Raw genomic sequence first — 26,258 nt, forward strand, 5'->3', positions numbered from 1 at the left:
CCGGACGGGCACCTGACAATACGATCAACCATCTACCGACCACGCGCGGCTCCGGGGAGAAGGGACAGGGCGCTGTACGCCCTACCCCGTGAGTAATCCACTGACTACCATAAACAACCGGCAATCTTGATTTATCGCAAGAGACTATGCCCGGCAGCCCGCCGCTTCCCCAAGGAGCAAAGAGCGATCACAAACCACCAGAAATCGGACAAAGAATTGACAATCCGCCTTTATCGCCATACGTCCCGCCAATTATGTCAAACCGGGGTTTACAACGAATAAACGTTCGAATCTGGCGGGAGATTCTTTGAACCATTTCGCAGAGGGCGGGTTGCGCGCCGCTCTCACCGATCTGATCGACTCGTTCAGGGAACGGCTGGCCGTCGCCGAGATCGACGCCGCCGGGATACGGATCTTCGAGGTCCGCGTCGACGAGGTCGGCACGCCGTACGACACGCGCAGAGCCGCCGCCAAGTGGTCCACCTTGACCGCCTCTGGCGATGAGGTCTTCGACGCGGTGCTCCGGATCGCCGGCGATCTGATCTCCGCCGACGAGGAGGACCCGGTGCTGGTGGTGCGCTCCGCCGACGGGCCCGAACAGGAGGCGGCCTTGCGCGCGCTGCGACAACGGCGCCCATCGGCCCAGGTCGTCGAGGCGCCCGGGGTCAAGGTCGGGCAGTTGCTCGCCGAGCTGGTCGCCGGCGCGCCCCTGCGTCATGCGTACGACCTGATCGTGGCCCGCAAGCGCGCGGACGACGGCCGGCTCGAGCTGGTGGGACGGCGGCTCTTCGGCTCCGGCGCGAAGCCCGGGGACGAGGCCCAGGTGACCGTCACCTGCACCGCGCCTACCGGCATGTTGCTCGCGGTCTCCGCCTGGTCAGGCCTGCTCGAGCCGTCGGAGCTGGTGTCGGTGGAGCACGCGCCGCTGCCGCCAGGACGGCATGTGCTGCGGGCGGTGCTGGAACGGCCCGGCGTCGTCCGCTTCCCCGAGGTCCCCGGCCTCCAGCCGGACACGCGCCCGTGGGCGGAGGTGGTGGCCGCGCTGCCGGACCGGCTGGGACCCGCGCCGCGGCCCGCGCACCTGGTGTGCGCCATAGAGACGGCGGGGACCATGGCGGAGTTCGAGGCCCGCTGCCACTGGGCCGGCTACGTCATCGACCTTCTCGCCGAACGCCGTCTCGACCTCCAGCAGCTCGAGGTGTCCGTCGTGGGATACGGCACCCACGTGTTCGGCACCAGGCACGCGGACCGCACGCGGCCGAGATTGGCCGTCTGGTCCGCCTCCACGGCGCAGGCACGGGCCGCCCTGGAGTCCCTGCAGCCCACCGCACCGACTTACCCGAACGCCGCCCTGCTCGAGGACGTGCTCGCGGAGGTGCACGCCCGGCTGCTCTCCCAGCAGGGCAACCCGCGGACGGCGCTGCTCACCATCGGGGCGCGCCCGCCGCATCCCCCGCGGTCCGGCTTCGACCGCGTGCCCCCCTGCCCCTCGCGGCACGACTGGCTGGCGCTGCTGCACGACCTGGAGCAGCGCCTCGAGCTGAGGAGCGCGGCCATCTGCGACAGCCCGCCCGCCCCCTCCTCCCCCTGGCATCGGCTCGGCTCTGCCGCGCTGTTCCAGGTGGATGCGGTGAACGCGGAAGAACTCGTCTTCCGGCTCGGCCTGGCGAGCGAGCCCGCCGCCGCGCTTTCCCTTCCCTTCGTCTCCCAGAATGAGGACATCGGTGGTCGACACTGACTCCGCCCCCGGCGATCCTGAGCGCGGTCGCGATCCCGACATCGCGATGTGGGGGGCTTCGGGCAGCGGCAAGACCGCCTTCCTGGCGGCGCTGAGCATCGCACTGAACAAGGCCCCCGACGCGGGCTGGCGGCTCATCGGGGAGAACCCGGTGTCCCGGACAGAACTCGCGAAGCTCCGCAACACGCTGCTGCAGGCGCGCACGTTCCCGGCCCCGACCGAGGCGCTGACCCACTACAGCTGGATGATCATCGGCCCGGCGGAGGCGCCGCGCAGACGATGGTGGAGGCCGTGGACCACGCACGTGACGAAGGCGCCGAAGGTCAAGCTGGACTTCCTGGACCTGCGCGGCGACCTGTACGCCGAGTCCGAGACGAACATCGACAAAAAGGCGCTGGTCGACAGCCTGGTCAAGAGCCGCGGGCTGATTTACATGTTCGACCCGGACCGGGAGGCCCGGGTGGGCGACGCCTTCAAACACCTGGACGCCGCACTGCACGAGGTCGCCGGGCGGATGCTCGTCGGGGACGAGTACGAGGACGGCAAGCTGCCCCACCACATCGCGGTCTGCATCACCAAGTACGACGATCCCAGGGTGCTGAGAGTCGCGATGGAAGAGGGGTACACGGAACGGGATCCCACCGATGAGCTGCGGATCCCCCGTGTGCCCGAAGCTCGGGTCCGCGACTTCTTCCGGCTGCTGTGCCGGGAGGCCCAGGACCACAACGCGGAGATGATCCTCGACCTGATCGAGGCGTTCTTCCACGAGGACCGCATCAGGTACTTCGTAACGTCTTCGGTGGGCCTGTTTATCGATGAGGATTTCGGCCGTTTCGACCCTGACGACTTTCTCAACGTCATCGACAACGCGAACGGCGGGCTGACGATCCGGGGGGCCGTCCGCCCCCTGAACGTGATGGAGCCCGTGATCTGGCTCGGCCGCATGCTCCGGCCCGGCGCGATGAGGAGCAGCCGATGGGAGGACTGACCGCCCACTGGGCGATTCTCGGCAAGACCCCGGAGAGCCTGGACGACTACAGCGTGATCGGCTGCAGCACGGGCGCGATCAGCAACGCCGACTTCGGCATGTGGCTCAAGGCGTTCACCTCCGGCACCATGGAGCCCAAGGCCCTCCCCCGGGTGGCGACCAGCTACTTCGCCACCGGCCCTGACGGCGAGCCCTGGCTGGGGCTGTCCCTGCAGACCGAGCCGAAATCCCAGGACGGCTTCCAACGCCCGTACGCGATGACGCACTACGTCTGCGTGCGCTGGGCGGACGTCGTCTCCGAGCCGTCCAGGGTGTCGTACCGGGCCCTGTACGAGGCGCTGCGGGAGGGGGAATTCTCCGGCGACCGGCCCTTCCAGCTCTCCCTCGCGGCGTACGACGAGCGTCATCTCGCCGGTGAGGTGAACGGCACGGCCCGGCGGGCGGCGGCGCTCCTGCTCACCGGGCGGCCCGTCTGCGTGGTGCGGGCCGGCCATCTGTCCATGGACCGGCGGCTGGACTTCCTCGACGCCGTCGCGGCGCTGCTTCCGTACGGGTTCCGCCACACGCTCGCGGTCTCGACGTGGACCAACAGCGCCTCCAGGCACCGGATCCGCCTGTCCTTCGCCGAGGTGTCGCCCACCCACGGGACGTGGGAGCTGCCCTGGGAGGCCGGTGAGCCGGCGGAGTCGTACCCGCCCCAGGCGCTGTTCTACGAAAAGGAACTGGAGCGCTATCAGGGCGACGACCTCTGCGAGCTGATGAGGTGGCTCGCCACCCTGGCGGAGCCGCGCGACTTCGACAACGTGTCCCACCGCGCGGCGGCGTCCAGGCTGCTCCGCGGCCGTACCCCCACTCGGCTCGCGACCGCGCCCGACCAGCACGCCGCCGTCGTACGCCCGCCGAAACCCTCGGTGGAGCACCTGCTGCACCAGTGCCGTGAGAGCATCGCGAACGCCGAGGAGCAGCGGCTCGGCGTGCTCAACGCGCAGCTGGCGCAGCGGGCTCGCGAACGGGTGCCGGACCGGGACCGCAAGACCTACCGGGTGTTCATCAGGGCGAACCCCATCCGACCGCCAGAAAGGCTGGCCGATTCGGCCGTCGTGCGGAACTTCTTCGAGATCCTGCTACGGCTGCTGTACGCCTCGCCGATGCACGCGGCCGACGTCGAGGAGATGCTGGTCGATCTGGGCGGCTCGCGCCGATCGGAGCCCGACCTCCCGCCGGCGCTGCTCGCCGCGCTGAGCCGGCTCCTGCCGCGGAGCGCTCCCTCGGGCCGGTTGCTCATCGCGAACCTGCAGGGACCCCAGCACCTGCACAAGATCCTGGACGGCATGTCGGAGGACGAGTTGTTCCACGTCGCCGTCCGGTCCCGCAACCGCAAGGTGCTGGACATCGTCGTCGCCGAGGCGGACCGCCGCGCGGTGCCCACCGATCCACGGGCCATGGAGGCCGTCAAGTACGGGCTGACGCGACACCGCTATCTCATCGAGGCGATCAGCTCCATCTGCGCCGCCGAGGAGAGCATCCTCTACTACCAGGATGTGCTCTGGGTGAGCCATCGCCGGCTGCTCACCTCGGCCGACATCGAGGAGATCCTCGCGGACCTGGACCGCCCTCCCCAGACCTTCCTGCTCGCGATGGTGGCCGTGAGCGCCGCCGGAACGGCCTCGGCCATGCTGCACACGCTGGCGGGCGGCGCGGTGCGCGGACTGGGCCTGGCCGGGACGCCCGTCGCCAACAGCGTCAAGGCCGGCCTCGACCGCATGACCGCCCCCGAGGACGACGGCCACGGCCGGAAGCCGTGGTATCGCAGGCGTCCCGGTCTGAGCAGGCTGAAGCCGGTCTCCACCCTCGGGAAGGTCCTCATCGCCACCTCGATCATCATCCTCCTGGCGGCCCTCTCCGTGCGCCTGTGGCTATGACCCCCGCCCGATGACCGCGTCCGGGGCGTCGTCGTCAACCAGGAAGCCACCGGACTGGTGGTGCCAGAGCCGGGCGTAGGGACCCTGGGCCTCGAGCAGCTCACCGTGGGTGCCCTGCTCCACGATCTGTCCCCGGTTGAGCACGACCAGCCGGTCCATGCGGACGACGGTGCTCAGGCGGTGCGCGACCACGAGCGCCGTGCGGTCCTGCATCAAGTGCCACAAGGCTTCCTGGACGAGGAGCTCGCTCTCGGAGTCGAGGGCGCTGGTCGCCTCGTCCAGCAGCAGGATCGGGGCGTCGCGCAGGATGGCGCGCGCCAGGGCGAGGCGTTGCCGCTGGCCGCCGGAGAGCTTGACGCCACGCTCGCCGACCAAGGTGTCGAAGCCGTTCGGCAGGGACTCGGCGAACTCCGTGACGTGCGCCGCCCGCGCCGCCTGGAGGATCTCGGCATCGGTGGCGCCCGGGCGGGCGAACGCGATGTTGTCACGCACCGACCGGTGGAACATGGCGGGTTCCTGGGGGACGTAGGCGACCAGGCTGCGCAGGTCGGCCTGGCGCAGCCGGGTGATGTCCTGGCCGCCTATCAGGATCCGCCCTCCGTCGACGTCCATGAGCCGCAGCAACAGCCGGGTGAGGGTGGTCTTGCCGCCGCCCGACTGGCCGACCAGCCCGATCTTGGTGCCGCTGGGAACGTGCAGGTCCAGGCCATCGAACAGGGGCGGGCCATTGTCGTGCGCGAACCTCACCCGCTCGAAGCGCACGCTCGCGTCGGCCGGGCGCAGCGGCTGCGGGTCGGCCGGGTCCACCACGGTCGGCGGCACGAGGAGCAGTTCGGTGAACTGGGCGGCCTCGGTGAGCACGCTCTCCATGCGCCGGTAGATCTGGTTGAACTCGAACATGATGCTGATCGTGTTGGTGTAGTAGGTGAAGGTCACCACGATGGCCTCCACCCCCAGGCCGCCTCGGAGCGCCACGGCGAGGAGCAGGCCCACGGCACTGGTGAGCACCGACAGCGGAGCGACGACGGTGTCCACCCGGAGGTTGCTGTAGTCCCAGGAACGCAGCGTCAGCTTGCGCTGCTCGGCGACCCTGGCCCGGTGCTCGGTGGCCTCGCGGTCCTCGGCGGCGAACGAGCGGACCGTCTCCATGTTGGCCAGCACGTCGGCGACGTGGCCCGACACCCGGACCTTGGCCGCCTCGCGCTTGTCGACCAGCTCCTGGCGACGGCGAATGAGCGGGGCGACGAGGAAGCCGGTGACGATGATGAGGCCCACGAGAACGAGGACCAGCAGCGGGTGGTAGCGCCACAGCACCACCGAGGCGAAGGCCAGCGGCACCAGCTTGGCCATGATCGAGAATGTGAGCGTGTCGACGAAGGACTCGAAGCTGCCGGAGAACGACAGCACCCGCTTGGTCAGCGAACCGGCGAAGTTGTCGTGGAAGAACGCGGCGTCCTTGGCCAGCAGCGCGTCCATGCCCACCACGCCGAGCCGCTCGATGCCCCGGGCGTCCGTACGGTTCAGGAAGTGCAGCCCCACCCGCCACAGCGCCTCGCCCGCCAGCAGCACCGCGCCGAAGCCGAGCACATAAGGCAGCAGCGCGGCGACGGAGCCGTCCCCGCCGCCGGACAGATGCCCCACGAGCCCGGCCACCGCCAGCGGCGCCAGGTAGAACAGGCAGATGTTCCCCATCGCGGGCAGAATCAGCGTGGGCACCGCGATCCGCCGCTGGCGCACCAGCTCACCGCAGTAGTAGCGCAGTGCCAGCAGCACCGCCGATTTTCGTTTTGATGGACCGCCTCTGGAGTCCCCGAGTGATCCGAGCACAGCCCCTCCCCCTCCCCGTGTGCCGACACCCACCGTGGCCATGGTGCCGCAGCGCGTGCAGGGGGAGCGAACGATTTTCCTGCCGCCCCGGCTACCGGAGCCGGGGCGTCAAGGCGACTTCGTCACGCCGGGGCGAGAGAGCGCCACAAGGTGGCCTGGTCCAGGGTGTCGATCTGCCAGGTGCGGGATCGGAGCGTGCCCCGGTGGCGGTATGCGCGCATGATCTGCACGTGTGCGCGCAGCCGTACGAACGCTTGGAGATCCTCTTCGCCACGCCACACCGACAGCGAGCCGCACCGGCGTCCGACGACGTCCACCCAGAGCCACATGCCCACCGCACCGGGCAGTTGCGGCCACAGACGGCTCAGTGACCGGCCATGCCGGAGGATGCCGGGCAGGTCGAGTAGCCGATTCATGCGGTAGTCCGTCAGAGCGGCCACCAGCGGTCCCGGATCTCCGGCCGCCGGGCCGGCGATCCAGCGGGACCTCAACATGCCGCGGCCGTGCGGAGCAGCGGCTCGGCGGCGGTACGCAGTTCGTCGCTGAACGGCGCAGGCCGCAACGTGGCCGGGTCCAGGTTGACGTTGACCCGGTAGCCCTCGGCGTGCACCACCGCCTGATCGGCCGACAGCACGCGGAAGCCGTAGACGCCGCTGGTGCGGCCGAGGCGGTCGATCCAGAAGTGCACCAGCGGCTCGCCCGCCCCGGCGATGGGCGCGTGGTAGGTCACCTTGAACTCGCGCACGGCCAGGAACACGTCCTTGAACGCCGACCGCACCGGGTCGTGCGCCCAGCCGAGTCGCTGCCAGTACGCGCCGATCGCCCGCTCGACCAGCAAGGAGTACCGGGAGTTGTGCAGCAGGCCCATGGCGTCGAGATCGTCGAAATGCACCTGGACCGGCTCGTAGACGCCGCCTTCAGTCATGATCAGTTCTCCGGGAGCAGCGCAGGGTCAGGACAGAGCGCGCGCAGCCGTTGCAGGACCGCGCGGCGGGCGTGGACGAGGGAGGCCGGCCCATCGTGCAGGCGGGAGTGGACGACGACCATCTCGCCGAGCGCGTCGATCTCGTACGCGAGCTGGGCCACATCCACGCCCTCGGTCAGTTCGCCCAGCGCCACGGCCTCGGCCGCTTGCCCCCGGAGGAACTCCTGCCACTCGCCCATGGCACGCGCGACGCGGTCGCGCACGGCCCCAGGACGGTCGTGGAACTCGGCCTGCACGGTGAAGAAGAAGCACCCCCCGGGCAGCACGCCCTCGTCGTAGAACCTCAGCCGCGCCTCGTGCAGCGCGAACAGCCGCCGCACGCCGGCGGGGGCCTGCAGGGCGGGCGCCACCACCTGCTCGACCCACTGGCGGGCGGCCCATTCCACGGCGTCGAGCTGCAGTTGCTCCTTGTCGCGCCAGTGGGCGAAGAACCCGGACTTGCTGGTGCCGGTCGCCGTCGCCAGCCGTCCCAGGGAGAGCCCGTCCAGCCCCTCGACGGAAGCCAGGCCCACCGCCTGCTCCAGGATCGCCTCGCGGCTGCGCAACCCGCGCAGCCGCCGGCCGTCGTTCGTCATGGAGCCAAACTATATTAACGACCGATCGTTTGTATATATGGGCTCAGGCAGTGTCCAGCGGTTCGTCGAGGACTTCGAGCCAGCCGTTGACCATCCGCACCTTCTTGCCGAGCGCCTGAGAAATGGCGGCCTGCCAGGAGGGATCGTGGTCGCGATGGCTGCGGATCACCTCGAACGGGGCCCGGCCGAGCAGCCCCTCGGGCGGGAGGTCGTCCGGGAGTCTCATCAACGACAGATCGGCGAGTGCCGGAAGGTCGGCTATGCCGCCGAGGTCTTCCAGCGCGGGGCTGCCCCACAGGGTCAGCCGGCGCAAGGCCGGGAGGTCGTGACCGGTTCCCGGCGTGCGCAGCGCGCGGCATCCGTCCAGCCACAGCCCGGACAGGGCGGGCAGGCCGTCGAGTCCGTCGAGGGTCTCCAGCTCGTCGCAGTAGCGGATGGTGAGCTCGTTCAGCGACGCCGAGCGCGGGAGGGAGGAGGCGTCGGCGAGGGGCAGCCCGGACAGGAGGAGCTCACGCAGCGCGGGCGCGGCGGAGAGAGGTGAGAGGTCGCGCACACTGGGGCTGTCGACGATCGAGAGCCATCGCAGCGACGGCAGCTGCTCGACGCCGGCGAGCGAGGCGAGGCCGGCGCAGTTGCGGATCACGAGCACCTCCAGTCCGGTGAGACCGGTGATCCCGCGCAGGTCGGTGAGTCCGTCGCAGCCACTCAGGTCGAGGCGGGTGATCCCGGGATGGGTGCCGAGGCCCTGCAGGGACGTGAGCCGGGGGCATCCGTCGACCTTCAGGGTGGTCAAGGCCGGTTTGCCGCTGAGCCCTTCGAGGTCTTCCAGCTGGAGGCAGTGGGAGACGTTCAGCTCGGTGAGAGCGCTGAGCTCGGCGAGGTCGGCGAGATGACTGATGCCGGTCCTGGACAGATTGAGCTCTTCGAGGCCGGTGAGCGCCTTGAGCGGGGCGAGGTCGGTGACCGCGCGGCAACCGCTCAGGTCGAGGGTGGTCAGCTTGGTGAGGCCGGCGAGCGCGTCCAGGTCGGAGATCGCAGGGCATTGGTCGAGATCGAGGTGGGTGAGGTCGCTGAGGGCGGCGATCTCGTCCAGGTCCGTGATGTCCTTATGGCGCGAGATGCGTAAGCGGAGGAGCGTCGTCAGGTGGCCCACGCCCTCCAGAGGGTGTTTCCTGCCGAGGTCGAGCTCTGTGCGGCGCTCTCGAGCGAAGGCGGGAGCGAGGAGGAGGCGGGCGAATTGGCCGCAGTTTGTGACAGCCGGCCAGAGTTTGAGCAGCCTGTCCGTAGGCGGTTCCGCTATCACGGCGAAGTCGGCGGCGAGTTCGGTGGCGGCCGTGGTGCCGATGCCGTGATCCATGAGAACCAGCTCACGTATCGCCCGCCAGGCGCGGGACGGTGAGGGCGGCTTCTCCTCGCGCAGCAGCCCGCGGAGTACGGCCAGTTGAGGTGATTCGCCGGTTGGGGACATCATGGCGGTGAAGCTCCCAGCAACTATCCCTTGCGGGCGATGCCGCCGTACATGAGCCGCTGGCCCACGCTCAGGTGGCTCGGCACCGGCCCGTCCGGCCGCCACAGCGGCAGCGGCACGACGCCCGGCTCCAGCAGCTCGTAGCCGTCGAAGAACGCGGTGATCTCCTCCGGGGTCCGGAACCGTCCGGTGCCGAGCAGCGCGAGGAACTTCTTCTCCGCGTCCCTGGCCTCCTGGCTGGAGTCGCAGAAGTGCGTGAGGAACAGATGGCTGCCCGGCGGCACCGCCTCCATGTACGCCTCGACGATCCCCTTGGGGTCCTCGTCGTCGTGCAGGTGATGCAGGATGCCGACCAGCATCACGCCCACCGGCTGGTCGAAGTCGATGAGCTTGCGAACCGCCGGGTCGGCGAGGATCGCCTTGGGGTCGCGCAGGTCGGAGGTGACGACCGAGGTGTTCTCGTTCTCCGCCAGCAGCGCCCGCCCGTGTGCCAGCACCATCGGGTCGTTGTCGACGTACACCACCCTCGCCTGCGGGTTCGCCCGCTGCGCCACGTGGTGGGTGTTCTCGACGGTCGGCAGACCCGAGCCGAGATCGATGAACTGGCTGACCCCTTCGGCGCACATGAACCGCACACCTCGGCCGAGGATCTCCCGGTTGTAGGTCGCCACGTCGTAGATCTCGGGGACGACCTTCACGATCTCGGCGACGAAGGCGCGGTCGACCTCGAAGTTGTCCTTTCCGTTCAGGACAACGTCATAAGCCCTGGCGATGCTGGGCCTGGTCGTGTCGATGCTGGCCTTCCATGCGTCCAAGTTGTCCGCCACCGGACGGTCCTTTCTCGCGGCTCCGGCCTTCCAGCTACCGATGATCATAGGGGGTTCCGGGCGCCGGCGGGCGAAACGCGGTTTATGCCGGCATCGCGCCGGGGCCGCCGTCGCGGATCCAGACGGTCATGTCGGAGAGGCCGCGGTTGGCCCAGGAGAAGTAGGGCACGGCGGTCAGCGCGGCGTCGCGTCGAGCGGGCGGGTGGTCGCTGTACAGCTGGTCGCCGCCGGTGGCGTCGGCGGTGGCTTCGGTGGTGGCTTCGGTGGTGGCTTCGGCGTGCAGGGTGACGACGCCGGTCCGCTCGTCGGGGACGGCGCGGATGGGGACGTCGCGGGCGAGCGAGAGCGTGTGTACGGCGCAGTCGTGGTCGACGCCTTCCAGGCAGAACACGACCGGCCCCCGCTCGAGGGCGAGCTTGCCGGCGGCGGAGGCGACGGCGGGGTGCGCCCAGGTCCGGCGGACCACCATGTCGAGGTCGATCTCGACCGTGTCGCCGCTCCGCCAGCGGCGGGAGAGGACGAGGTAGCCGTCACGGAGGGCGAGCTGGTGAACGGGTTCGCCGTTGACGGTGACGGCAGGTTGCCGGCTCCAGTCGGGGATGCGGACGGCCAGGGTGAACTCGGCCTCGTCGGCGGTGGGGGTGACGGTGACCGCCACGCGGCCGTCGTGGGGGTAGCGGGTGTCCTGGCGCAGGGTGACCTCACCGGTGGCGAGGGTGAAGCGGGCGGTGCCGGCCACGTAGAGGTTGATGACGGCTTCGTTGCTTCCCTGGGCGTAGATGTAGCGGCCGAGTTCGCTGAGCAGCCGGGCCAGGTTGGGCGGGCAGCAGGCGCAGTCGAACCATTCCTGCCGGGTGACGGTGCCGTCGCTGGCCAGGGGGTTGCCGTAGAAGTAGTGGGTGCCGTCGGCGGAGGCGCCGCTGAGCACGCCGTTGTACAGGGCGCGTTCGAGGGTGTCGATGTAGTGGCCGTGGCCGGTGAGGTTGCTTATCCGCTGCGCCCACTGGACGAGGCCGATCGCGGCGCAGGTCTCGGCGTAGCCGTGGGCGTCCGGCAGGTGGTAGTCGGGTCCGAAGCCCTCGATGCGGGGGTCGGAGCCGAGCCCGCCGGTGACGTACAGCTTCTTGGTGGTGAGGCTGGCCCACAGCCGCCGCACGGCCTGGAGCAGCCGGTCGTCGTCGTACTCGCCTGCCAGGTCGGTCATCGCGCTGTACATGTACATCGCGCGGACCGAGTGGCCGACGACCTCGCTCTGGTCGGCCACGGGCAGGTGGCTCTGGTTGTACTCCCGGAACCGCTGCACGTCCTCGGGCCGCCGCGGGAGGGTGGTGCCGAAGTAGCCGGGGGTGCCGCGGCGCTGCAGCTCGAGTTCGAAGTAGTAGGGCTGGTGTCCGCGCCAGTCGATGAGGCGCCGGCTGAGGTCGAGGTAGCGGCGCTCACCCGTGGCGCGGTAGAGCTTGACCAGCGCGAGCTCGATCTCCTGGTGCCCGCAGTAGCCGCCGGCGCAGGGGCCGTCGGGGCTGAAGACGGTGTCGATCAGGTCGGCGTAGCGGCGCACGATGTCGAGCAGCCGCGTCTTGCCGGTCGCCTCGAAGTGGGCGACACCGGCTTCGATGAGATGGCCGGCGCAGTACAGCTCGTGGGCGTCGCGGAGGTCGGTGAAGCGTTGTCCCGGCTTGACGACGGTGAAGTACACGTTGAGGTAGCCGTCATCCTGCTGCGCGCCGGCCAGCAGCTCGATCGCCTCGTCGACGGCCTGATCGAGCTCGGGGTCATCGGTGGTGGCCAGGCAGTAACTGGCGGCCTCGATCCACTTGGCGACGTCGCTCTCCCAGAAGATGTGCGGCTCATGCGGGTCCCCCGGCCGCCAGGACAGGCTCAAGGCGTCGAACTGCTGGCCGGGCCGGCGCATCTGGCCTTCCTGGTGCCGCAACGTACGGGTGCGGATCAGCTCGCGGCGCGGCGCCCAGAACCCGTCATCAATGGCGACCGCGGTCAGCGGCAGCGGGGTACGTGCCCGCACAGCAGCAGTTGGGGTGATGGTCACAAAACGCTCCAAACGAGGTGGTTATGAAATGGCAGGTCATTGAGCGGCAGCGGGGCAGACCCTCACGCGCCCGAAGCCGTGGGGAGGACCGCGGTGCCCCAGACGTAGGCGAAAGAGGCGAAGGCCGGCACGGCGAGGCCGAAGACCGGGACCAGCCCCGGGACGAGGTAGTACGCGCAGAGGATCACGCCGACCACGAGCAGCGTGACGAGCGCCTGGACCGGGCGGGCGAGGACGAGGATCGCGCTCCGGCGGACGAGCGCGAACGGTCCTTCAGCGAAGTGGGAAGCGAGGATCCAGACGTTCACGGTCATGCACGACACGAACAGCGTCATGATCCAGAGCACCGCACCGAGCAACGGCTCGACGACCCCGAGGTCGGCGGTCTCCAGCAGCCGCCGGTCCAGCAGGAGCACCGCCCAGGCTGTCACGAAGACGTAGCCGACCACGTTGGCGGTGCGGAACTCCTGCCGCCAGAGCCGGCGGAACTCGCGAGGTGCGGCCGAGTTCAGGAACTCGCCGCGGATGACCCCGTACATCGCGGCGGTCGCCGGGAAGACGCCGAGCACGATGCCGCCGGCCAGGGTCCAGACGATCCACAGCAGGTGCAGCTTGAGCAGCAGCAGGCCGACCTCGCCCGCCCTCGTGTGCCAGGTGAGGACGCGTTTCATCAGCCTTTCACCGACCCGATGAGCACGCCCTTCTCGAAGTAGCGCTGGAGGAACGGGTAGAGCACCAGGACCGGGAGGCTCGAGACGACGATCACGCCGTACTTGATCTGGTCGGCGTACTGCTGGTCGTAGCCGACGCCGCTGCCTCCGCCGGCTCCGGCGCCACCGGCGAACGCCTGGTTGGAAAGGAGGATGTCACGCAGGACGATCTGCAGCGGTTGCAGGCTGTTGTCGCGGACGAACACCAGCCCGGTGAAGAAGTCGTTCCAGTGCTGGACCAGGTAGTACAAACCGATGACCGAGATGATCGCCTTGGACAACGGCAGCGCGACCTTGGCGAAGTACTGCAGGTAGGACACGCCGTCGATCAACGCCGCCTCGAACAGCTCCTTCGGCAGGGAGTGCTCGAAGAACGCGCGGGCGATGATGAGGTTGTAGACGTTCACCGCGGACGGCAGGACGAAGACCAGCCAGTTGTCCAGCAGGCCGAGATCGCGATAGAGCAGGTAGGTCGGGATCAGACCGCCGTTGAAGAACAGCGTGAACACGAAGAACAACATGAGGATCCGCCGCGGGCGGAACTCCGGACGCGACAACGCGTACGCCGCGGGGATGGTCACGACGAGGTTCAGCGCGGTTCCGACCACGCTGTAGAGCAACGTGTTGCGATAGCCCGTCCAGATCCGGTCGTCGTTGAAGATCTGCTCATATCCGAAGAAGCTGATGCCTTTCGGCCACAGCCACACCTCGCCGGTGGAAATCAGCGACGGATCGCTCACGGACGCGATCATCACGAAGTAGACCGGGTAGATCACCGCGAACAGGACTGCCACGCAGATCGCGCCGAGCGCGAGCATGAAGGCGACGTCGCCCGGTGTCCTGTTGCGGAAGAATCCCTTGCTCTGCAGGTAGGTCCCGCTCACCACAGGCTCCAGTTCGATACGCGGCGGGCGATCGCGTTGGCGGCGATCAGGAACACGAAGTTGATGACCGTGTTGAACAGGCCGATCGCGGTGGCGTAGCTGAACTGCGTGCTGAAGATGCCGATCTTGTACACGTACGTCGCGATCACCTCGGACACCGGCAGGTTCAGGGTGTTCTGCATCAGCCACACCTTCTCGAAACCGGTGTTCAGCACGCCGCCCATGGTGAGGATGAGCAGGATCACCATGGTCGGCACGATGCTCGGGACGTCGACGTGCCGGACGAGCTGCAGCCGGTTCGCGCCGTCCACCTTGGCAGCCTCGTACAACTGCGGGTCGATCCGCGACAGCGCGGCGAGGTAGATGATGCTGTTCCACCCGCAGTGCTGCCACACGTCGGAGATCACATACACCGGCACGAAGGCCGAAGTGTCGCCGAGGAGGTTCACCTCGTCGAGGCCGAAGAAGGCGAAGACCTGGGTGAGCAGTCCGGTGGACGGGTTGAGGAAGGCCTGCAGCATTCCGACGATGACCACGATCGAGATGAAGTGCGGCAGGTACGTCGCCGTCTGCATGAACTTCTTGCGCCGGCCGCCCGCGATCTGGTTGATCATCAGCGCCAGCGCGATCGGCGCGAAGAACCCCACCACGAGCGTGGTGATGCTGATGACGAACGTGTTCCGCAGCAACGGCCAGAACAGCGGGCTGTCGAAGAACTGCTGGAAGTACTTCAGGCCGGCCCATTTCCCGCCGGTGAGACCCGCGGTGAAGTCGAACTCCCTGAAGGCCAGCTGGATCCCGTACATCGGGACGTACATGAACAGGGCGATGAACCCCACGGCCGGCAGGACCATGAGCCACAGTTGCCAGTACCTGCTGACATGCCGGCCGAGGCCCAGACCGGCTCGCCTGCGGGTGCCGGCCACCGGCTTGCGAGCTGCGACAAGCGATTCCGTCATCAGTGCGTCTTCACGTACTCGTCGTAGTAGCGCTGGTAGACGTCGATGTTCTTCTGCAGGCCGGAGCTCTGGATCTGCTGGACGTACTTGTCCCACTGATCCTCGATGCCGCCCTTGGTGATCCACTCGGCGAACTTCGTCATCGTGCCGTTGAGGATCGTGGTGTTGTTCAGCGCCAGCTGGTTGGTGTCGTCAGGCGTCATCTGGATGAACTGGAACGGGTAGACGTCCTTCTTCACGTCCATGTTCTCCAGGGCCGCCCGCAGCGGCTTCGTCTGTTCGACGGCTTCGTCCAGGTCGGTCGGCAGCTTCACCTCGATGTCGTCCCGGATCCAGACCGGGCCGGCGTCGGCGATCGTGACCGTCCACTTCCAGGTCGACGGGTCGGTCTTGGGGTCGGCCGGCGGGAGCACCTCGTACTCCTTGTCGCTGACCTTCTTGACGTACCGGCCGAGATCGCCCCACAGCACCTGCAGCGACATCTCCTTGTCGTAGAAGGCGTTGATGATCTTGAGCGCTGCCTGCTTGTTGCTCGTCTTCGCGGACATGACGATCTGGTTCGACGGGAAGTTCTCGCTGTTGGAGTCGTACGACCAGGCCACCGGCGTGGTCTGGCCGGCCTTCTCGAGCAGCGGCGCCATCGCGACGTACTGGTCGGCCAGCTCGGCGCCGAACCGGTCGCTGGCCGTCCAGCCCCAGCTGAAGCCGACCTTGGCCACCTTGCCGGAGCCGCGCCCGACCGCCTGGTACGCCGAGTAGTCCTGCGTCATGACGTTCTTGCTGACCAGGCCCGCGGCGTAGCAACGGTGGAGGAACTGGATCACCCGCTTGTAGCGCTCGTCGACGAGGAAATTGCCGACCTTGCCGTCCTCGAGGAAGTAGCCCTGGCCGCCGCCGCCCGCGATCGGCAGGCCGACGCTGCCGAGCAGCACACTGGGCTGGAAGTACCCGAAGCCGCCCGTGCCGACGGGCGACCAGTCCATCGGGATCTCGTCGTTCTTGTCGCCGTTGCCGTTCGCGTCCTGTTCCTTGAAGGCGACGAGTACGGTGAACAACTCGTCCCAGGTGGTCGGGACCTTCAAGCCGAGACGGTCGAGCCACTGCTTGTTGATGTACTGGTGGGTGACGGTCGTCGGCCAGAACCGCTTGTAGCCGGGGACCGAGTAGATCTCGCCGGTGGACAACGTGGCCATCGACTTCAGCTGCGGCTTCGCCGCGAACAGCGCCTTCACGTTCGGCAACGCGTCCAGGTCGTCGGCCAGGTTCTCAAACAGCGTCCGGTACGTGCCCAGGTCGGAATTCGTGATCGCATTGGTGCCGACGATCAGGTCCGGCACGTCGCCTGCCGCCAGCATGGTGGACTTCTTCTGGTCCCAGTCGGCCGAGATCTCCTGCCACTGGATCTTCACTCCCGCGATCTTCTCCAGCTGCTTGGGCCACTCCATCGTGCTCATCGGCTTGGTCAGCGGATGCTTGTTGACCGCGATCCGCAGCGTGTTCGGATCGCTTGCGGAGCTCTTGCCGGAACAGCCGGCGAGTGCGCTGAGGCCGGCTGCTCCGGCGGCGAGGACGAAAGCCCGGCGGGACAGCTCGGGTGAGGTGGCCATGTGGTCCTCCTAAGGGGGGACGGAGGGTGTGACCGAGGTCTCGGTGAATGTTTCAGCGATGTTAGGGACATTCGTTCAGCGATGTCAACGACGAGACAACAAGTGGGACAAATAGGTAAACCAACAGGTGAGGGGAAGGTCAGGCGGAGGCGGATGAGTCCCGGATCAGCAGGTGCGTGCCGGTGTGCACCTGCCGGGCCTCGCCGTCGTAACCGTCAAGGCGCTCGATGAGCAGGCGTACGGCGGCGGCCACCATCGAGCCCTGATCGGGGCTCACCGACGACAGCGACGGGATGGTGAACTCGCCCTCGTCCGTGTCGTCGAAGCCGGTGACCGCGACGTCCTCGGGGACGCGGATCCCGTGCGTGTGCAGGGCTTTCAGCACACCCACGGCCATCGTGTCGTTGACGCACACCGCGGCGTCGAACTCGGGTCCTGAGCGCCGCAGCAGCCCCACCATCGCCTCGTAACCCGTGGCCCGGCGGTCCCAGTCCGAGCTGTTGGCGACGAGCGACGGGTCGTGCTCGATGCCGTACTCCGCCAGGGCGGCGAGGAAACCGGCGTACCGGTCGCCGGTCGGGACGGCGCCAACCGGACCGTTCCACACGAACGCCGGCCGGCGCCGGCCGGTGGCCAGCAGATGCCGGGTGATCGCCACGAACCCCGCGTACTCCCCCATCAGCACGCAGTCAAGCGTCTTGATCGGCCCGCCGCCGAGTGCCACCGTCGGGCGCCTCGGGACGGCGCCGGCGAGCAGCTCGTCGGTCAGGTGGTGCGGGCAGATGATGACGCCGTCGACGTCGGTGGTCGTCAAGCCGAGCACCGCGTCGCGTTCACCGGCCCCGCCGTGGGCGATCCGCAGCGTGCTGGTGAACCCCCTCTCGGCCAGGGCGAGGATGAGGCGCTCTGCGTTCTCCGCGAAGTACGGCTGGTAGAGGTTCGGCACGACGACGGCGATCCGGCCGGTCCGGCCCGAGGCGAGCCCGCGTCCGGCCTGGCTCGTGGCATGTCCCGCCTCGTAGCCGACCTGCTCGATCGCGGCCTGGACCTTGGCCCGGGTGGCGGCCGAGACATGCGGGCGGCCTAGGAGCACGTTGGACACGGTCTTCGCCGAGACTCCGGCCAGCGCGGCGACGTCCGCGAGCGTCGGGCGCTTCATCGCGGACCCCGGCCGAGCGTGGACTCACGGCGCACCAGCTCGACCGGCGACACGACCACCCGCGGCTGTCGCGGCGCCCTACCGGCGAGGCGATCGGCGAGCAGCTCCAGCGCGCTGCGCGCCAACCTGGCCGGCCCGGGGTCGATCGTGGTCAGCGACGGCGTCGAGAACCGTCCGTCCTCCAGGTTTCCATATCCCACGGCCGCCACCCGCCCCGGAACGTCCACTCCATGCTTGACGAGCGCCGCGAGAGCCCCGAGCGCCACCTCGTCGTTGGCACACAGCAGCGCGTCGACGTCCGGATGCTCCGCCAGCACATGTACGGCGGCTCGCGCGCCCGCGCGCCGGTCGGCCACCTCACCGAGATCCACACACGGTACGGCGGCCGGGTCGATGCCGGACCCGGCGAGCGCCATGCGCATCCGAGCCTGATCCGCTCCGAGCAGAGCCGGGCGGGAGCGGCCCATCACGGCGAGGTGGCGAGCCACCAGCGCCGCCGCCTCCACGACGTCCTCATCGACGCTGTCCACCCCGACCGCACCACCTTGCACCACCACTATCGGGCGGTCGTCCAACCCATCGGCGACCAGCGGTGTCTGGCCGATGAGCACCACGCCGTCGAACGTCTTCCCCCGGGCGGCGAGCACCGCCTCCAGCCGGGCCGGATCGCCGTGCGTCGGCTCCACCGCGGCGAGCATCCCGCGGCGATCCGCCTCGGTGACGAGCGCCTCGACGAGAGTCGCGAGATACGGGCGGCGCAACTCGGTGACGGCGATGCCCACCACCCCGATCAGCCCGGTCCTCAGCGCGCGGGCAGTCCGGTTCGGCACCCAGCCGAGCTCGTCGATCGCTGCGTGCACCCGCCGCACCTTCTCCGGGCGGATGTGCGGTTCGCCATTCACCACGCGCGAGACGGTCTTGATCGAGACGCCGGCCCGATCCGCCACCTCCCGCATCGTCACGCGCATGCGTACAGCGTAGGTCACGGCAGCCTCTGCCAGGATTCGAGCTACGGCAAAGCCGCCCCCACGACCTCCGCCACGCCTGCACGCTCCGCGAACGGCGCCCACCCATACTGTCCACATGCGTGGTCAGGGGCGGGGAACGTGCTGATGGACACGGCGATCGTGCTCTTCAACAGAGACCTGCGCGTGCACGACCACCCGGCCCTCGCCGCCGCCTGTGACCGGGCCGAGCAGGTGGTGCCGCTGTTCGTGCTGGACCCGGCCGTACCGCAGGGGCAGCGGCACGGCTTCCTCCTGGAGTGCCTGGCCGACCTGCGCGCCTCGCTGCGGGCGCGCGGAGGCGATCTGGTGGTGCGGCAGGGCGACGTCGTCCGCGAGACGATGCGGCTGGCCACCGAGCTGGGTGTGGCGACGGTCTGCGCCAGCGCCGACGTCAGCTCGCTCGCCCGGCGGCGTGAGGAGCGCTTCGCCAGGGAGCCGATCGAGTTCCTGCGCTTCCCGGGTGTCACCGTCGTGCCCCCGGCCGCGCTGCTGCCCTCGGGCGGAGGCGACCACTACCGGGTCTTCACGCCGTACTGGCGCGCGTGGAAACGGCACAGCCGCCGCCCGCAACTGCCGCCTCCCCGCAGAGTACGCATACCCGCGGGCCTGGCGGTGGGCCGGCTACCTGGTCCGGATCGGCGTGGGGCCATGCCCGGTGGTGAGTCGGCGGCTCGCGAGCGCGCCGCGCGGTGGCTGCGACAGGATCTGGACGACTACGCCGGCAGGCGTGACGACCTGGCGGGCGACCGGACCTCGCGGCTCAGCCCGTACCTGCGCTTCGGCTGCCTGTCTCCGCTGGAGCTGGCCTGCCGCGCCGAGCGCAGCGAGGAGTTCGTCCGCCAGCTGTGCTGGCGGGACTTCCACCACCAAGTGACGTACGCGTTCCCGCAAATCAACCGCGATGACTACCGCCCCGACGCACGGCGCTGGCGGCGGGACCAGGACGCGCTGCAGGCATGGCAGGCTGGCCTGACCGGGCTGCCCATCGTGGATGCGGGCATGCGCCAGCTGCTGGCGGAGGGCTGGATGCACAACCGAGCCCGCCTGATCGTGGCGGCCTACCTCGTCAGGCACCTCGGCCTCGACTGGCGCGCCGGTGCCCGGCACTTCTTCCAGCTCCTGCTCGACGGCGACGTGGCCGACAACTCCGGCAACTGGCAATGGGTCGCGGGCACCGGCAACGACACCCGGCCCAACCGCCCGTTCAACCCGCTGCGCCAGGCCGCACGCTACGACCCGACGGGCGATTACGTCCGCCGCCACGTTCCCGAACTCGCCGACCTGCCCACCGAGCACATCCACGAGCCGTGGCGGCTGCCCACGCCGCCGCCCGGCTATCCCCCGCGGCTGGACGGCCCCGACGAGTAGACATCCCCCACGGCCTTACGCGGGGTATGACCCGTTTCCGCGGCCGTCGCCATGTTGACGGGCATACGCCCGAAGATCAGGCCGTGGAAGGGAGACGTCGCCCACCAGTAGAGGTGGCCGAGCAGGCCGTGCGGATGGAAGATCGCCCGCTGGTGGTAGTAGGTACGGCCGGCGGAACGGGAGACGCCCAGCTCCAGCCAGGCCAGCCCGGGCAACCGCATCTCGGCGCGCAGTCGCAGGAGGCGGCCGGGCAGCACCTCTTCCACGCGCCAGAAGTCGACGGTGTCGCCCACCCTCAGCCGGTAGGCGTCGCGCCGCCCGCGGCGCAGGCCGACGCCGCCGAAGAGCCTGTCCAGCAGGCCGCGCAGGTGCCAGGCGACCGGCAGCGAGTACCAGCCGTTGTTGCCGCCGATGCCCTCGATGACCTGCCACAAAGCCTCCGGGTCCGCGCTCACCTGGATGCTGCGGGAATCGGTGTACAGGCTGCCGCCGGCCCAGTCGGGGTCGGTCGGCAGCGGGTCGCTCGGGGCGCCGGGCGTGGAGGCCGAGGACCAGCGGGTCGCGACATCGGCCTCCTTGATCTTCTTGAGCGCGAGCGAGACGGCCTCGGGAAAACCGGTCAACCCCTCCTCGGGGTCGAGCACGTACCGGACGATGTCGTGCTCGCCGCAGACCGCCTCGTTGCGCAGCGACTCGACCAGCGGCCGCGCGATCCCCGAGGGGACCGGGGTGACCAGCCCCACCCACAGGCTCGACAGCCTCGGGGTGAGCACCCTCACCGGAATGATCACGCGGCGGGGCAGGCCGGCCACGGAAGCGTACCCCTGCATCATGTCGGCGTAGGTCAGCACGTCCGGGCCGCCGATGTCGAAGGCGCGGTTGACCTCGCCCGGGACGCTCGCCCAGGCGGTGAGGTAACGCAGCACGTCCCGTACTGCGATGGGCTGCGTGCGGCTGTGCACCCAGCGAGGCGTCGTCATGACCGGGAGCCGTTCGGTCAGGTGACGCAGCATCTCGAAGGACGCCGAACCCGAGCCGATGACCACCGCGGCGCGTAGCACCACCGCCGGCACGCCCGCCCGCAGGAAGATCTCGCCGACCTCGGTCCTGGACCGCAGATGCGGAGAGAGCCGCTCGCCACGGACGAGCCCGCCGAGGTAGACGATCCGGCGTACCCCGGCCCACTCGGCCGACGCCGCGAAGGTCTCGGCAGCCCTGCGGTCGTTCTCGGCGAACTGGCCGGTCCCGCCCATCGTGTGGATCAGGTAGTAGGCCACGTCGACGCCGTCCAGGGCCTGTCGCGTCTGTGCGGGATCGGTGACGTCCGCCTTGACGATGTGTGTCTGCGCGACCCATGGCAGATCCCGCAGCCTCTGCGGGGACCGTGCCATGCAGCGGACCTGGTGACCGGTATCGAGCAGTTCGGGGACCAGCCGGCCGCCGATGTAGCCGGTGGCCCCGGTGACCAGACAGCGCGCCATCTCCAGAACCCCCCTTCTCAGATCGGTTCCATCAGGCGCCGAGGGCAATCTGGATCCGGCGCAAAGATGTCTTTGCCTTGAGACCGGCGGTGTCTGCGCCTACCGGATCACTCGACAGCCCCGGATCGGGTGAGGAAATCCTGGTACCAAGTGCGGTACGGGTAGTTGGTCGCCGGATAATTGGCCGGCGGGTCGGTGGCGTTGCCCGCCGAGTCGAAATCCCAGCCGCGCACGAGCCGCCCGGCCTGCCGTGCCGCGGTGATGAACGAGGACGCGGTGGCGGGCGCCGCGTAGAACAGCGCGCCCTGCTGGAGTTCCGCGCTGTCGCCCTGCTGGAACTCGTCGAAGGCCGTCTGCTGGTATCGGATGCGGTCGCCGGCGTGCCTGTCGGTGTCCAGCCGCAGGGTCTGGGACGGGGTCGGGCCGTCGGCGCCGGTCCACACGTGCACGCGTGACGTGCCGCTGGTGGAGGTGGTCTTGTCGTGGCGGGCGTCGGAGGTCTTGGCGTTGCCGCTCCACGAGACCGTCATCGCGCCGGCGTTGAGCACGCCGCGCCAATCCCAGTTCTGGCTGCTGCTCTGGCTGCGGTGAATCTCGCGTATCTGAGTGCCTGCCGCGTCGGTGAACCTGACCGTCGGCAGCACGCCGTCGTCGTATTGGCGGCTGGGCGACCAGGTGATCTCGCCGTCGGCGCCGAGACGGCCGACCCGGTACCACAGCGTGGTCGCGTTCTCGGACTGGTGGACCTCGACCAGGTCGCCGTTGTCGTTCAGTGCGACGGCCGGCGTGACGCCGTTGTCGTACTTGCCGTGGCGTAGCCAGGTCACGCGGCCGTCGGGTCCGTACGTGCCGGTCCAGTACCAGAGCGCGCCCGCGCCCGAGTCATGCACCTCCACGACCTGGCCGCGGCCGTTGATGGCGACGGCCGGGTGGTAGCCGATGTCGCGTTTGTACAGGGTGCGGGTCTTGCCGTCGCCGGAGAGCACCGGGAGCACCCGGCCGCGCAACGCGTCCACCGTCGGCGGGCTCGCCGGGTAGTCCTCGGCCCGGAACAGCCGCGTGCCGAAGACGGAGGTGAGCTCCTGGTTGAGCGCGGCCAGGTTGCCCGCGGCGTACGAGGCGTTGTCGGTCAGGTCGTCCTTGATGTCGAGCGCGACGACGATCGGTGCGGCGGTGGGGTGCTGCGTGGACCAGGTGTTGATCACGTTGAGCCAGTCGCGCAGCCGGTTCGAGGCGGGGTTTCCCGCGTGATCGACCAGGTTGCCCGGGGAGTCGTGGCCGATGGAGTAGTCGCGTGAGGCGGCGTAGTCGTTGTCGTGTATGTCGAGTTCGATGAGGCGAACGCCGTGGTCGAGTTGGTAGGCGATCGAGTTCCTGGCGCCGTCGAGGTTGCCCGAGTAGCTGTTGTGCGTGGCGCGGAAGATCGCCGAGGGTAACGGAGGATCCGCAGACGCCTCGGCGTTTCCGCTGATCAGCAGCGCTGAGGCGACGACGGCAAGCACCGGCAGGACGGTTCTTGAACGGGGCATTCTCCGATCTTCACATCGGGGGCGATCCCCGACAATACGATCACGTGACCGGGCACGCTCGCGCCCCGAACTTGATGACCCTTTTGATCTACATCGGCACCTCCGCCATCCCAATTTGCTAAATTCCTTGCACGATGGGGCAAATGTTGCCCAGGGGGAGAGCGGATGCGCAGGTGGACTGCTCCGTCCGTGATCGGCTGGACGCTCGCGTCGATCGTTGTGCCGGGTGCCGCGCATTTGCGCGCCGGGCGCAGGCGCACCGGTCTGATCATGGTGGGGATTTTCGGGGTGCTGCTGGTCGGCGTCATGGTCGCGCTGGTCAATGCCAAGGCACTGGCAGGTCTGCTCCTTGACCCGACCTGGCTGGCCGTGCTCATAGTCCTGTGCGCGGTGATCGGGCTGGCCTGGGCCGCGGTCGTGATCAGCTCCTACATCGTGCTGCGCCCCGGCAGGCTCGACAGGCGGGGCCAGCTCGGGACGGGCGCCGTCGCGGGCGTGCTGGCGGTGGCCGTGGCGCTGCCCTTCGGACTGGTCGCCACGACCGTCCACACCTCCAACGACGCACTCGGCGCCGTCTTCGACGCCTCGCCTTCCCAGCCCGTCGATCACAAGGATCCGTGGCGAGGGCGCGATCGGCTCAACATCGCGCTGCTGGGCGGCGACGGCGCGGGCTCGCGCAAGGGGGTGAGCATCCGCACCGACAGCATCAACGTGGTCAGCATCGACGTCCGCACGGGCAACTCGGTGCTCTTCGCGCTGCCGCGCGAGATGGAGAACGCGCCGTTCCCGCCGGGCTCCATGCTGGCCAAGCGGTTCCCGCCGCCGAAGAACTTCTGGCTGCCACCGGGCCAGGGCCGCGGCTCCGCCGACCTCATCAACGGCATCTGGGCCTACGCCGACACGCACCCCGAGGTCGCCGGCCACGCCCCCAACCGCGCCCCGGAGGCGGTCAAGGGTGCGCTCGGCCAGATACTCGGCCTCAAGATCGACTATTACATGCTCGTCAACATGTGGGGCGTGGCGCGGCTGATCGACGCTCTCGGCGGCGTCACGATCAATGTCGAGCGGGACATCTGCTACGGCGTGGGCCGCGCCGACGGCGGCGTGGTCAAGGCCGGCACCCGCACCCTCAACGGCACCCAGGCCCTCTGGTACGGCCGGGCCCGCGACCATCCGGGCAGCACCTGCGCGGGCGGCGACAACAGCACCCGAATGCGCCGCCAGCAGTGCGTGATGAACGCCATGCTCACCCAGCTCAACCCGAGCAACGTGCTGCTGAAGTTCAACGCCCTGGCCCACGCGGCCAAGCAGACCTTCCGCACCGACATCCCGCTTGAGCTGCTGCAGGACCTGGTGCCGCTCGCCCAGCAGGTCAAGAACGCCCGCGTGTCCAAGCTGAACTTCGTTCCGCCCGCGTACAACCCGGCCTACCCGGATTTCCCGCGCATCCGCCGGGCGGCAAGGGTTGCCATCACGCGCTCCCGCGGCTCGGCACAGGCGGTCCGCACCGCACCCGCCACCCCTACTCCGACCGGTACGGCTACCGCCACGCGCTCGCCGCGTCCACGCACCGAGCAATCCAGCCGGCTGGACACGCTGGGCTCGTCATGCGTGCCCGCCAAGAAGTGAACCTAGCCAGGGCTCGTTTCGCCGCGGATCGGGGTGAGCGCGGTGGCGGCGATCTCCTGGTATCTCTCGTCGTCGACAGACGCGATGGCCCGCAGTGAACAGCGCGGCCACCTCCACCACCGTCCACCCGTCCGAGCCGGAAAGGGCAAGGTCGAGCTCCCGGACGTAGCCGTTCAATGAAGGCTGCGCGAGGCAGATCACGGCGGCTCGCCGTGCGGCACCCCGCTCCCGCGACAGCCGGTCCACCAGGTCACGGCGGACCTTTCCGGCCGTACGCCGCAGCCTGGCGTCGTCCGCTTCGGGCCGGCCGACCGGACGCAACCAGGGCCGCGAGAGGCTCTCGAGCTCCCGCTCCCGGGCGATCGCCGCCATGATCCAGCTTGCCGAGGTGAGGGCGGCTGCGACCGCCTCATCCACGTCGGAGATCACCTCGGGTTGACGCATAGGGATCATGCCAGGACGCACTGACAGATCTTCGCCGCCGAAGTCGCCTGGTGGATCTGCCGCCACGGCCCGGGTGCCGCTTCTATGCGCCCACGACGATCAGCCACACGGGCGCTTTGTCCTAGCCTGAGATCATGGATGTGAAGTGGGGACCGCTCACCACGCACGACGCGCCGGCCTGGGCTGAGTTCGCCGCCGCCGTCGAGGCGGTGGACAGGACCGGCAGCCACGCCACCGTGGCGCAGATGGCAGAGCGCCTGGCCAATCCGCTGCTCAACCTGCCGGAGGGCACGCTCGCCGCCAGGTGCGACGGCCGGATCGTCGCGCTCGGGCTGGCCCCGGTCAAGCAGACGGCGGACCCCGTGCATGTGATGGATCTATGGGGCGGCGGCGTGCACCCTGACCACCGCAGGCGCGGATACGGCAGACGGATCATCGACTGGTCTCTCAAGAGCGCACCCGTGCTGCATGAAAGGCACCATCCCGGCAAACCTCTCCATCTCCACCTGCACGTCCATGACGGCAACCATGACCTGGCCAAGCTCGCTGACGAGGCCGGGTTCTCCGCCAAGCGCGTCTTCCAGAGCAGGCGGCGCGATCTCGCCGTGCCGGTCCCGCCGCCGCGGGTTCCCGGCGGAGTCACGATCGTCACCTGGACACCGGCGTTCGACGATCAGGCCCGTACGGTACGCAACGCCGCATTCCGCGACCACTGGGGCAGCACACCGCACACCCCGGACAGCTGGAAGCGTCTCATCACCGGCACAACCGACTTCCGCCCAGAAAGCTCGTTCCTGGCCACGGCTGACGGGACCGCGGTGGGCTGCCTGCTGACTCACTACCGGGAGGCGGACACGGCGGCCACCGGCGTGCGCGAGGCCTGGATCCAGATCGTCGCCACCGTCGAGGAGTGGCGCGGAAAGGGCGTGGCGGGCGCGCTGATCGCGCATGCTCTCGCCTCGTTCAAGTCCCAGGGGTACGGCACTGCGGGGCTGAGCGTCGACGCCGCCAACGGAACGGGCGCGGTCGCACTCTACGAGCGCGCCGGTTTCGCCACCTTCAAGTCCGTCACCACCTACGTGCACGCTTTCTGACTGCACGTCC

Annotated in this window: 22 protein-coding genes; 6 read left to right on the top strand and 16 right to left on the bottom strand. The window is 69.1% G+C overall.

The annotated features are described in order from the left end of the window. The first annotated feature begins 307 nt into the window (after nucleotides 1-307). From ACIBVN_RS14435 to ACIBVN_RS14445, 3 genes are read left to right on the top strand one after another with little or no spacing between them, the layout of a single operon-like run. On the top strand, nucleotides 308-1,738 hold the full coding sequence (locus tag ACIBVN_RS14435) for a hypothetical protein (RefSeq protein WP_397136276.1): 1,431 nt from the start codon (nucleotides 308-310) through the stop codon (nucleotides 1,736-1,738). After that, a complete protein-coding gene (locus ACIBVN_RS14440) occupies nucleotides 1,725-2,726 on the top strand; it encodes a hypothetical protein (protein WP_397136278.1) in 1,002 nt (333 codons plus the stop codon). Before ACIBVN_RS14435 ends, ACIBVN_RS14440 begins: the two co-directional genes overlap by 14 nt. Further along, entirely contained in the window at nucleotides 2,714-4,648 is a 1,935-nt protein-coding gene (locus ACIBVN_RS14445) for a hypothetical protein (protein WP_397136280.1), read from the top strand. The genes ACIBVN_RS14440 and ACIBVN_RS14445 overlap by 13 nt, the downstream gene beginning before the upstream one ends. On the opposite strand, the gene ACIBVN_RS14450 is transcribed toward ACIBVN_RS14445, so the two are convergent. The 13 genes from ACIBVN_RS14450 to ACIBVN_RS14510 form a co-directional block, all read right to left on the bottom strand. Continuing rightward, a complete protein-coding gene (locus ACIBVN_RS14450; RefSeq protein WP_397136282.1) occupies nucleotides 4,643-6,421 on the bottom strand; it encodes an ABC transporter ATP-binding protein in 1,779 nt (592 codons plus the stop codon). The two genes, ACIBVN_RS14445 and ACIBVN_RS14450, sit on opposite strands and share 6 nt — an antisense overlap. A gap of 176 nt (nucleotides 6,422-6,597) precedes the next feature. Then, on the bottom strand, nucleotides 6,598-6,969 hold the full coding sequence (locus tag ACIBVN_RS14455) for a hypothetical protein (RefSeq protein ID WP_397136284.1): 372 nt from the start codon (nucleotides 6,967-6,969) through the stop codon (nucleotides 6,598-6,600). Then, nucleotides 6,963-7,400 carry an acyl-CoA thioesterase gene (locus tag ACIBVN_RS14460; RefSeq protein ID WP_397136286.1) on the bottom strand — a complete coding sequence of 146 codons (438 nt, stop codon included), beginning with the start codon at nucleotides 7,398-7,400 and terminating at the stop codon, nucleotides 6,963-6,965. The genes ACIBVN_RS14455 and ACIBVN_RS14460 overlap by 7 nt, the downstream gene beginning before the upstream one ends. Before the next feature lie 2 nt (nucleotides 7,401-7,402). Then, nucleotides 7,403-8,035: a TetR/AcrR family transcriptional regulator gene (locus ACIBVN_RS14465; RefSeq protein WP_397136288.1), complete on the bottom strand. Its 633-nt coding sequence runs from the start codon at nucleotides 8,033-8,035 to the stop codon at nucleotides 7,403-7,405. A 43-nt stretch (nucleotides 8,036-8,078) separates the two neighbouring features. Beyond that, complete coding sequence (locus ACIBVN_RS14470) at nucleotides 8,079-9,506, bottom strand: leucine-rich repeat domain-containing protein (protein ID WP_397136290.1); 1,428 nt, start codon at nucleotides 9,504-9,506, stop codon at nucleotides 8,079-8,081. 20 nt (nucleotides 9,507-9,526) lie between these two features. Next, a complete protein-coding gene (locus tag ACIBVN_RS14475; RefSeq protein ID WP_397136292.1) occupies nucleotides 9,527-10,330 on the bottom strand; it encodes an SAM-dependent methyltransferase in 804 nt (267 codons plus the stop codon). Between the two features lie 82 nt (nucleotides 10,331-10,412). After that, nucleotides 10,413-12,377 carry a glycoside hydrolase family 127 protein gene (locus tag ACIBVN_RS14480; RefSeq protein WP_397136294.1) on the bottom strand — a complete coding sequence of 655 codons (1,965 nt, stop codon included), beginning with the start codon at nucleotides 12,375-12,377 and terminating at the stop codon, nucleotides 10,413-10,415. A gap of 62 nt (nucleotides 12,378-12,439) precedes the next feature. After that, the gene (locus ACIBVN_RS14485) at nucleotides 12,440-13,048 is read right to left on the bottom strand and encodes a YesL family protein (RefSeq protein WP_397136296.1); all 609 of its coding nucleotides are present in this window, start codon (nucleotides 13,046-13,048) and stop codon (nucleotides 12,440-12,442) included. Continuing rightward, nucleotides 13,048-13,971 (bottom strand): carbohydrate ABC transporter permease, encoded by a 924-nt coding sequence (locus tag ACIBVN_RS14490; protein WP_397136298.1) that lies wholly within the window; start codon nucleotides 13,969-13,971, stop codon nucleotides 13,048-13,050. The genes ACIBVN_RS14485 and ACIBVN_RS14490 overlap by 1 nt, the downstream gene beginning before the upstream one ends. After that, nucleotides 13,968-14,930 carry an ABC transporter permease gene (locus ACIBVN_RS14495; RefSeq protein ID WP_397136300.1) on the bottom strand — a complete coding sequence of 321 codons (963 nt, stop codon included), beginning with the start codon at nucleotides 14,928-14,930 and terminating at the stop codon, nucleotides 13,968-13,970. Before ACIBVN_RS14495 ends, ACIBVN_RS14490 begins: the two co-directional genes overlap by 4 nt. After that, nucleotides 14,930-16,537, bottom strand: coding sequence for a hypothetical protein (locus tag ACIBVN_RS14500; RefSeq protein WP_397136302.1), 1,608 nt, complete (start codon nucleotides 16,535-16,537; stop codon nucleotides 14,930-14,932). Before ACIBVN_RS14500 ends, ACIBVN_RS14495 begins: the two co-directional genes overlap by 1 nt. Before the next feature lie 139 nt (nucleotides 16,538-16,676). Next, nucleotides 16,677-17,696 carry a LacI family DNA-binding transcriptional regulator gene (locus ACIBVN_RS14505; RefSeq protein WP_397136304.1) on the bottom strand — a complete coding sequence of 340 codons (1,020 nt, stop codon included), beginning with the start codon at nucleotides 17,694-17,696 and terminating at the stop codon, nucleotides 16,677-16,679. Beyond that, nucleotides 17,693-18,664: a LacI family DNA-binding transcriptional regulator gene (locus ACIBVN_RS14510; protein ID WP_397136306.1), complete on the bottom strand. Its 972-nt coding sequence runs from the start codon at nucleotides 18,662-18,664 to the stop codon at nucleotides 17,693-17,695. The genes ACIBVN_RS14505 and ACIBVN_RS14510 overlap by 4 nt, the downstream gene beginning before the upstream one ends. A gap of 144 nt (nucleotides 18,665-18,808) precedes the next feature. On the opposite strand from ACIBVN_RS14510, the gene ACIBVN_RS14515 reads away from it, so the two are divergent. Further along, entirely contained in the window at nucleotides 18,809-20,071 is a 1,263-nt protein-coding gene (locus ACIBVN_RS14515) for a cryptochrome/photolyase family protein (RefSeq protein ID WP_397136308.1), read from the top strand. On the opposite strand, the gene ACIBVN_RS14520 is transcribed toward ACIBVN_RS14515, so the two are convergent. Next, the gene (locus tag ACIBVN_RS14520) at nucleotides 20,038-21,552 is read right to left on the bottom strand and encodes an SDR family oxidoreductase (protein ID WP_397136310.1); all 1,515 of its coding nucleotides are present in this window, start codon (nucleotides 21,550-21,552) and stop codon (nucleotides 20,038-20,040) included. The two genes, ACIBVN_RS14515 and ACIBVN_RS14520, sit on opposite strands and share 34 nt — an antisense overlap. A 107-nt stretch (nucleotides 21,553-21,659) precedes the next feature. Further along, on the bottom strand, nucleotides 21,660-23,081 hold the full coding sequence (locus ACIBVN_RS14525; RefSeq protein WP_397136312.1) for a hypothetical protein: 1,422 nt from the start codon (nucleotides 23,079-23,081) through the stop codon (nucleotides 21,660-21,662). 165 nt (nucleotides 23,082-23,246) lie between these two features. Between ACIBVN_RS14525 and ACIBVN_RS14530 the strand changes: the two genes are divergently transcribed. Further along, nucleotides 23,247-24,710 carry an LCP family protein gene (locus ACIBVN_RS14530; protein WP_397136314.1) on the top strand — a complete coding sequence of 488 codons (1,464 nt, stop codon included), beginning with the start codon at nucleotides 23,247-23,249 and terminating at the stop codon, nucleotides 24,708-24,710. Here the strand turns inward: ACIBVN_RS14530 and ACIBVN_RS14535 are convergent. Beyond that, complete coding sequence (locus ACIBVN_RS14535; protein WP_397136316.1) at nucleotides 24,687-25,127, bottom strand: hypothetical protein; 441 nt, start codon at nucleotides 25,125-25,127, stop codon at nucleotides 24,687-24,689. The genes ACIBVN_RS14530 and ACIBVN_RS14535 overlap by 24 nt on opposite strands. A gap of 161 nt (nucleotides 25,128-25,288) precedes the next feature. Between ACIBVN_RS14535 and ACIBVN_RS14540 the strand changes: the two genes are divergently transcribed. Continuing rightward, complete coding sequence (locus ACIBVN_RS14540) at nucleotides 25,289-26,248, top strand: GNAT family N-acetyltransferase (RefSeq protein ID WP_397136318.1); 960 nt, start codon at nucleotides 25,289-25,291, stop codon at nucleotides 26,246-26,248. The last annotated feature ends 10 nt before the right edge of the window (nucleotides 26,249-26,258 follow it).

Origin of the sequence: Nonomuraea sp. NPDC049400 (assembly GCF_044466425.1) — a bacterium.
Taxonomy (GTDB): Bacteria; Actinomycetota; Actinomycetes; order Streptosporangiales; family Streptosporangiaceae; genus Nonomuraea.

Coding starts and splice junctions, on each gene's coding strand:
- ACIBVN_RS14485 (WP_397136296.1), bottom strand. CDS start 13,048: ATGAAACGCGTCCTCACCTGGCACACGAGGGCGGGCGAGGTCGGCCTG.
- ACIBVN_RS14515 (WP_397136308.1), top strand. CDS start 18,809: ATGGACACGGCGATCGTGCTCTTCAACAGAGACCTGCGCGTGCACGAC.
- ACIBVN_RS14495 (WP_397136300.1), bottom strand. CDS start 14,930: ATGACGGAATCGCTTGTCGCAGCTCGCAAGCCGGTGGCCGGCACCCGC.
- ACIBVN_RS14455 (WP_397136284.1), bottom strand. CDS start 6,969: ATGTTGAGGTCCCGCTGGATCGCCGGCCCGGCGGCCGGAGATCCGGGA.
- ACIBVN_RS14525 (WP_397136312.1), bottom strand. CDS start 23,081: ATGCCCCGTTCAAGAACCGTCCTGCCGGTGCTTGCCGTCGTCGCCTCA.
- ACIBVN_RS14510 (WP_397136306.1), bottom strand. CDS start 18,664: ATGCGCGTGACGATGCGGGAGGTGGCGGATCGGGCCGGCGTCTCGATC.
- ACIBVN_RS14465 (WP_397136288.1), bottom strand. CDS start 8,035: ATGACGAACGACGGCCGGCGGCTGCGCGGGTTGCGCAGCCGCGAGGCG.
- ACIBVN_RS14520 (WP_397136310.1), bottom strand. CDS start 21,552: ATGGCGCGCTGTCTGGTCACCGGGGCCACCGGCTACATCGGCGGCCGG.
- ACIBVN_RS14470 (WP_397136290.1), bottom strand. CDS start 9,506: ATGATGTCCCCAACCGGCGAATCACCTCAACTGGCCGTACTCCGCGGG.
- ACIBVN_RS14540 (WP_397136318.1), top strand. CDS start 25,289: ATGGATGTGAAGTGGGGACCGCTCACCACGCACGACGCGCCGGCCTGG.
- ACIBVN_RS14500 (WP_397136302.1), bottom strand. CDS start 16,537: ATGGCCACCTCACCCGAGCTGTCCCGCCGGGCTTTCGTCCTCGCCGCC.
- ACIBVN_RS14445 (WP_397136280.1), top strand. CDS start 2,714: ATGGGAGGACTGACCGCCCACTGGGCGATTCTCGGCAAGACCCCGGAG.
- ACIBVN_RS14530 (WP_397136314.1), top strand. CDS start 23,247: ATGCGCAGGTGGACTGCTCCGTCCGTGATCGGCTGGACGCTCGCGTCG.
- ACIBVN_RS14460 (WP_397136286.1), bottom strand. CDS start 7,400: ATGACTGAAGGCGGCGTCTACGAGCCGGTCCAGGTGCATTTCGACGAT.
- ACIBVN_RS14505 (WP_397136304.1), bottom strand. CDS start 17,696: ATGAAGCGCCCGACGCTCGCGGACGTCGCCGCGCTGGCCGGAGTCTCG.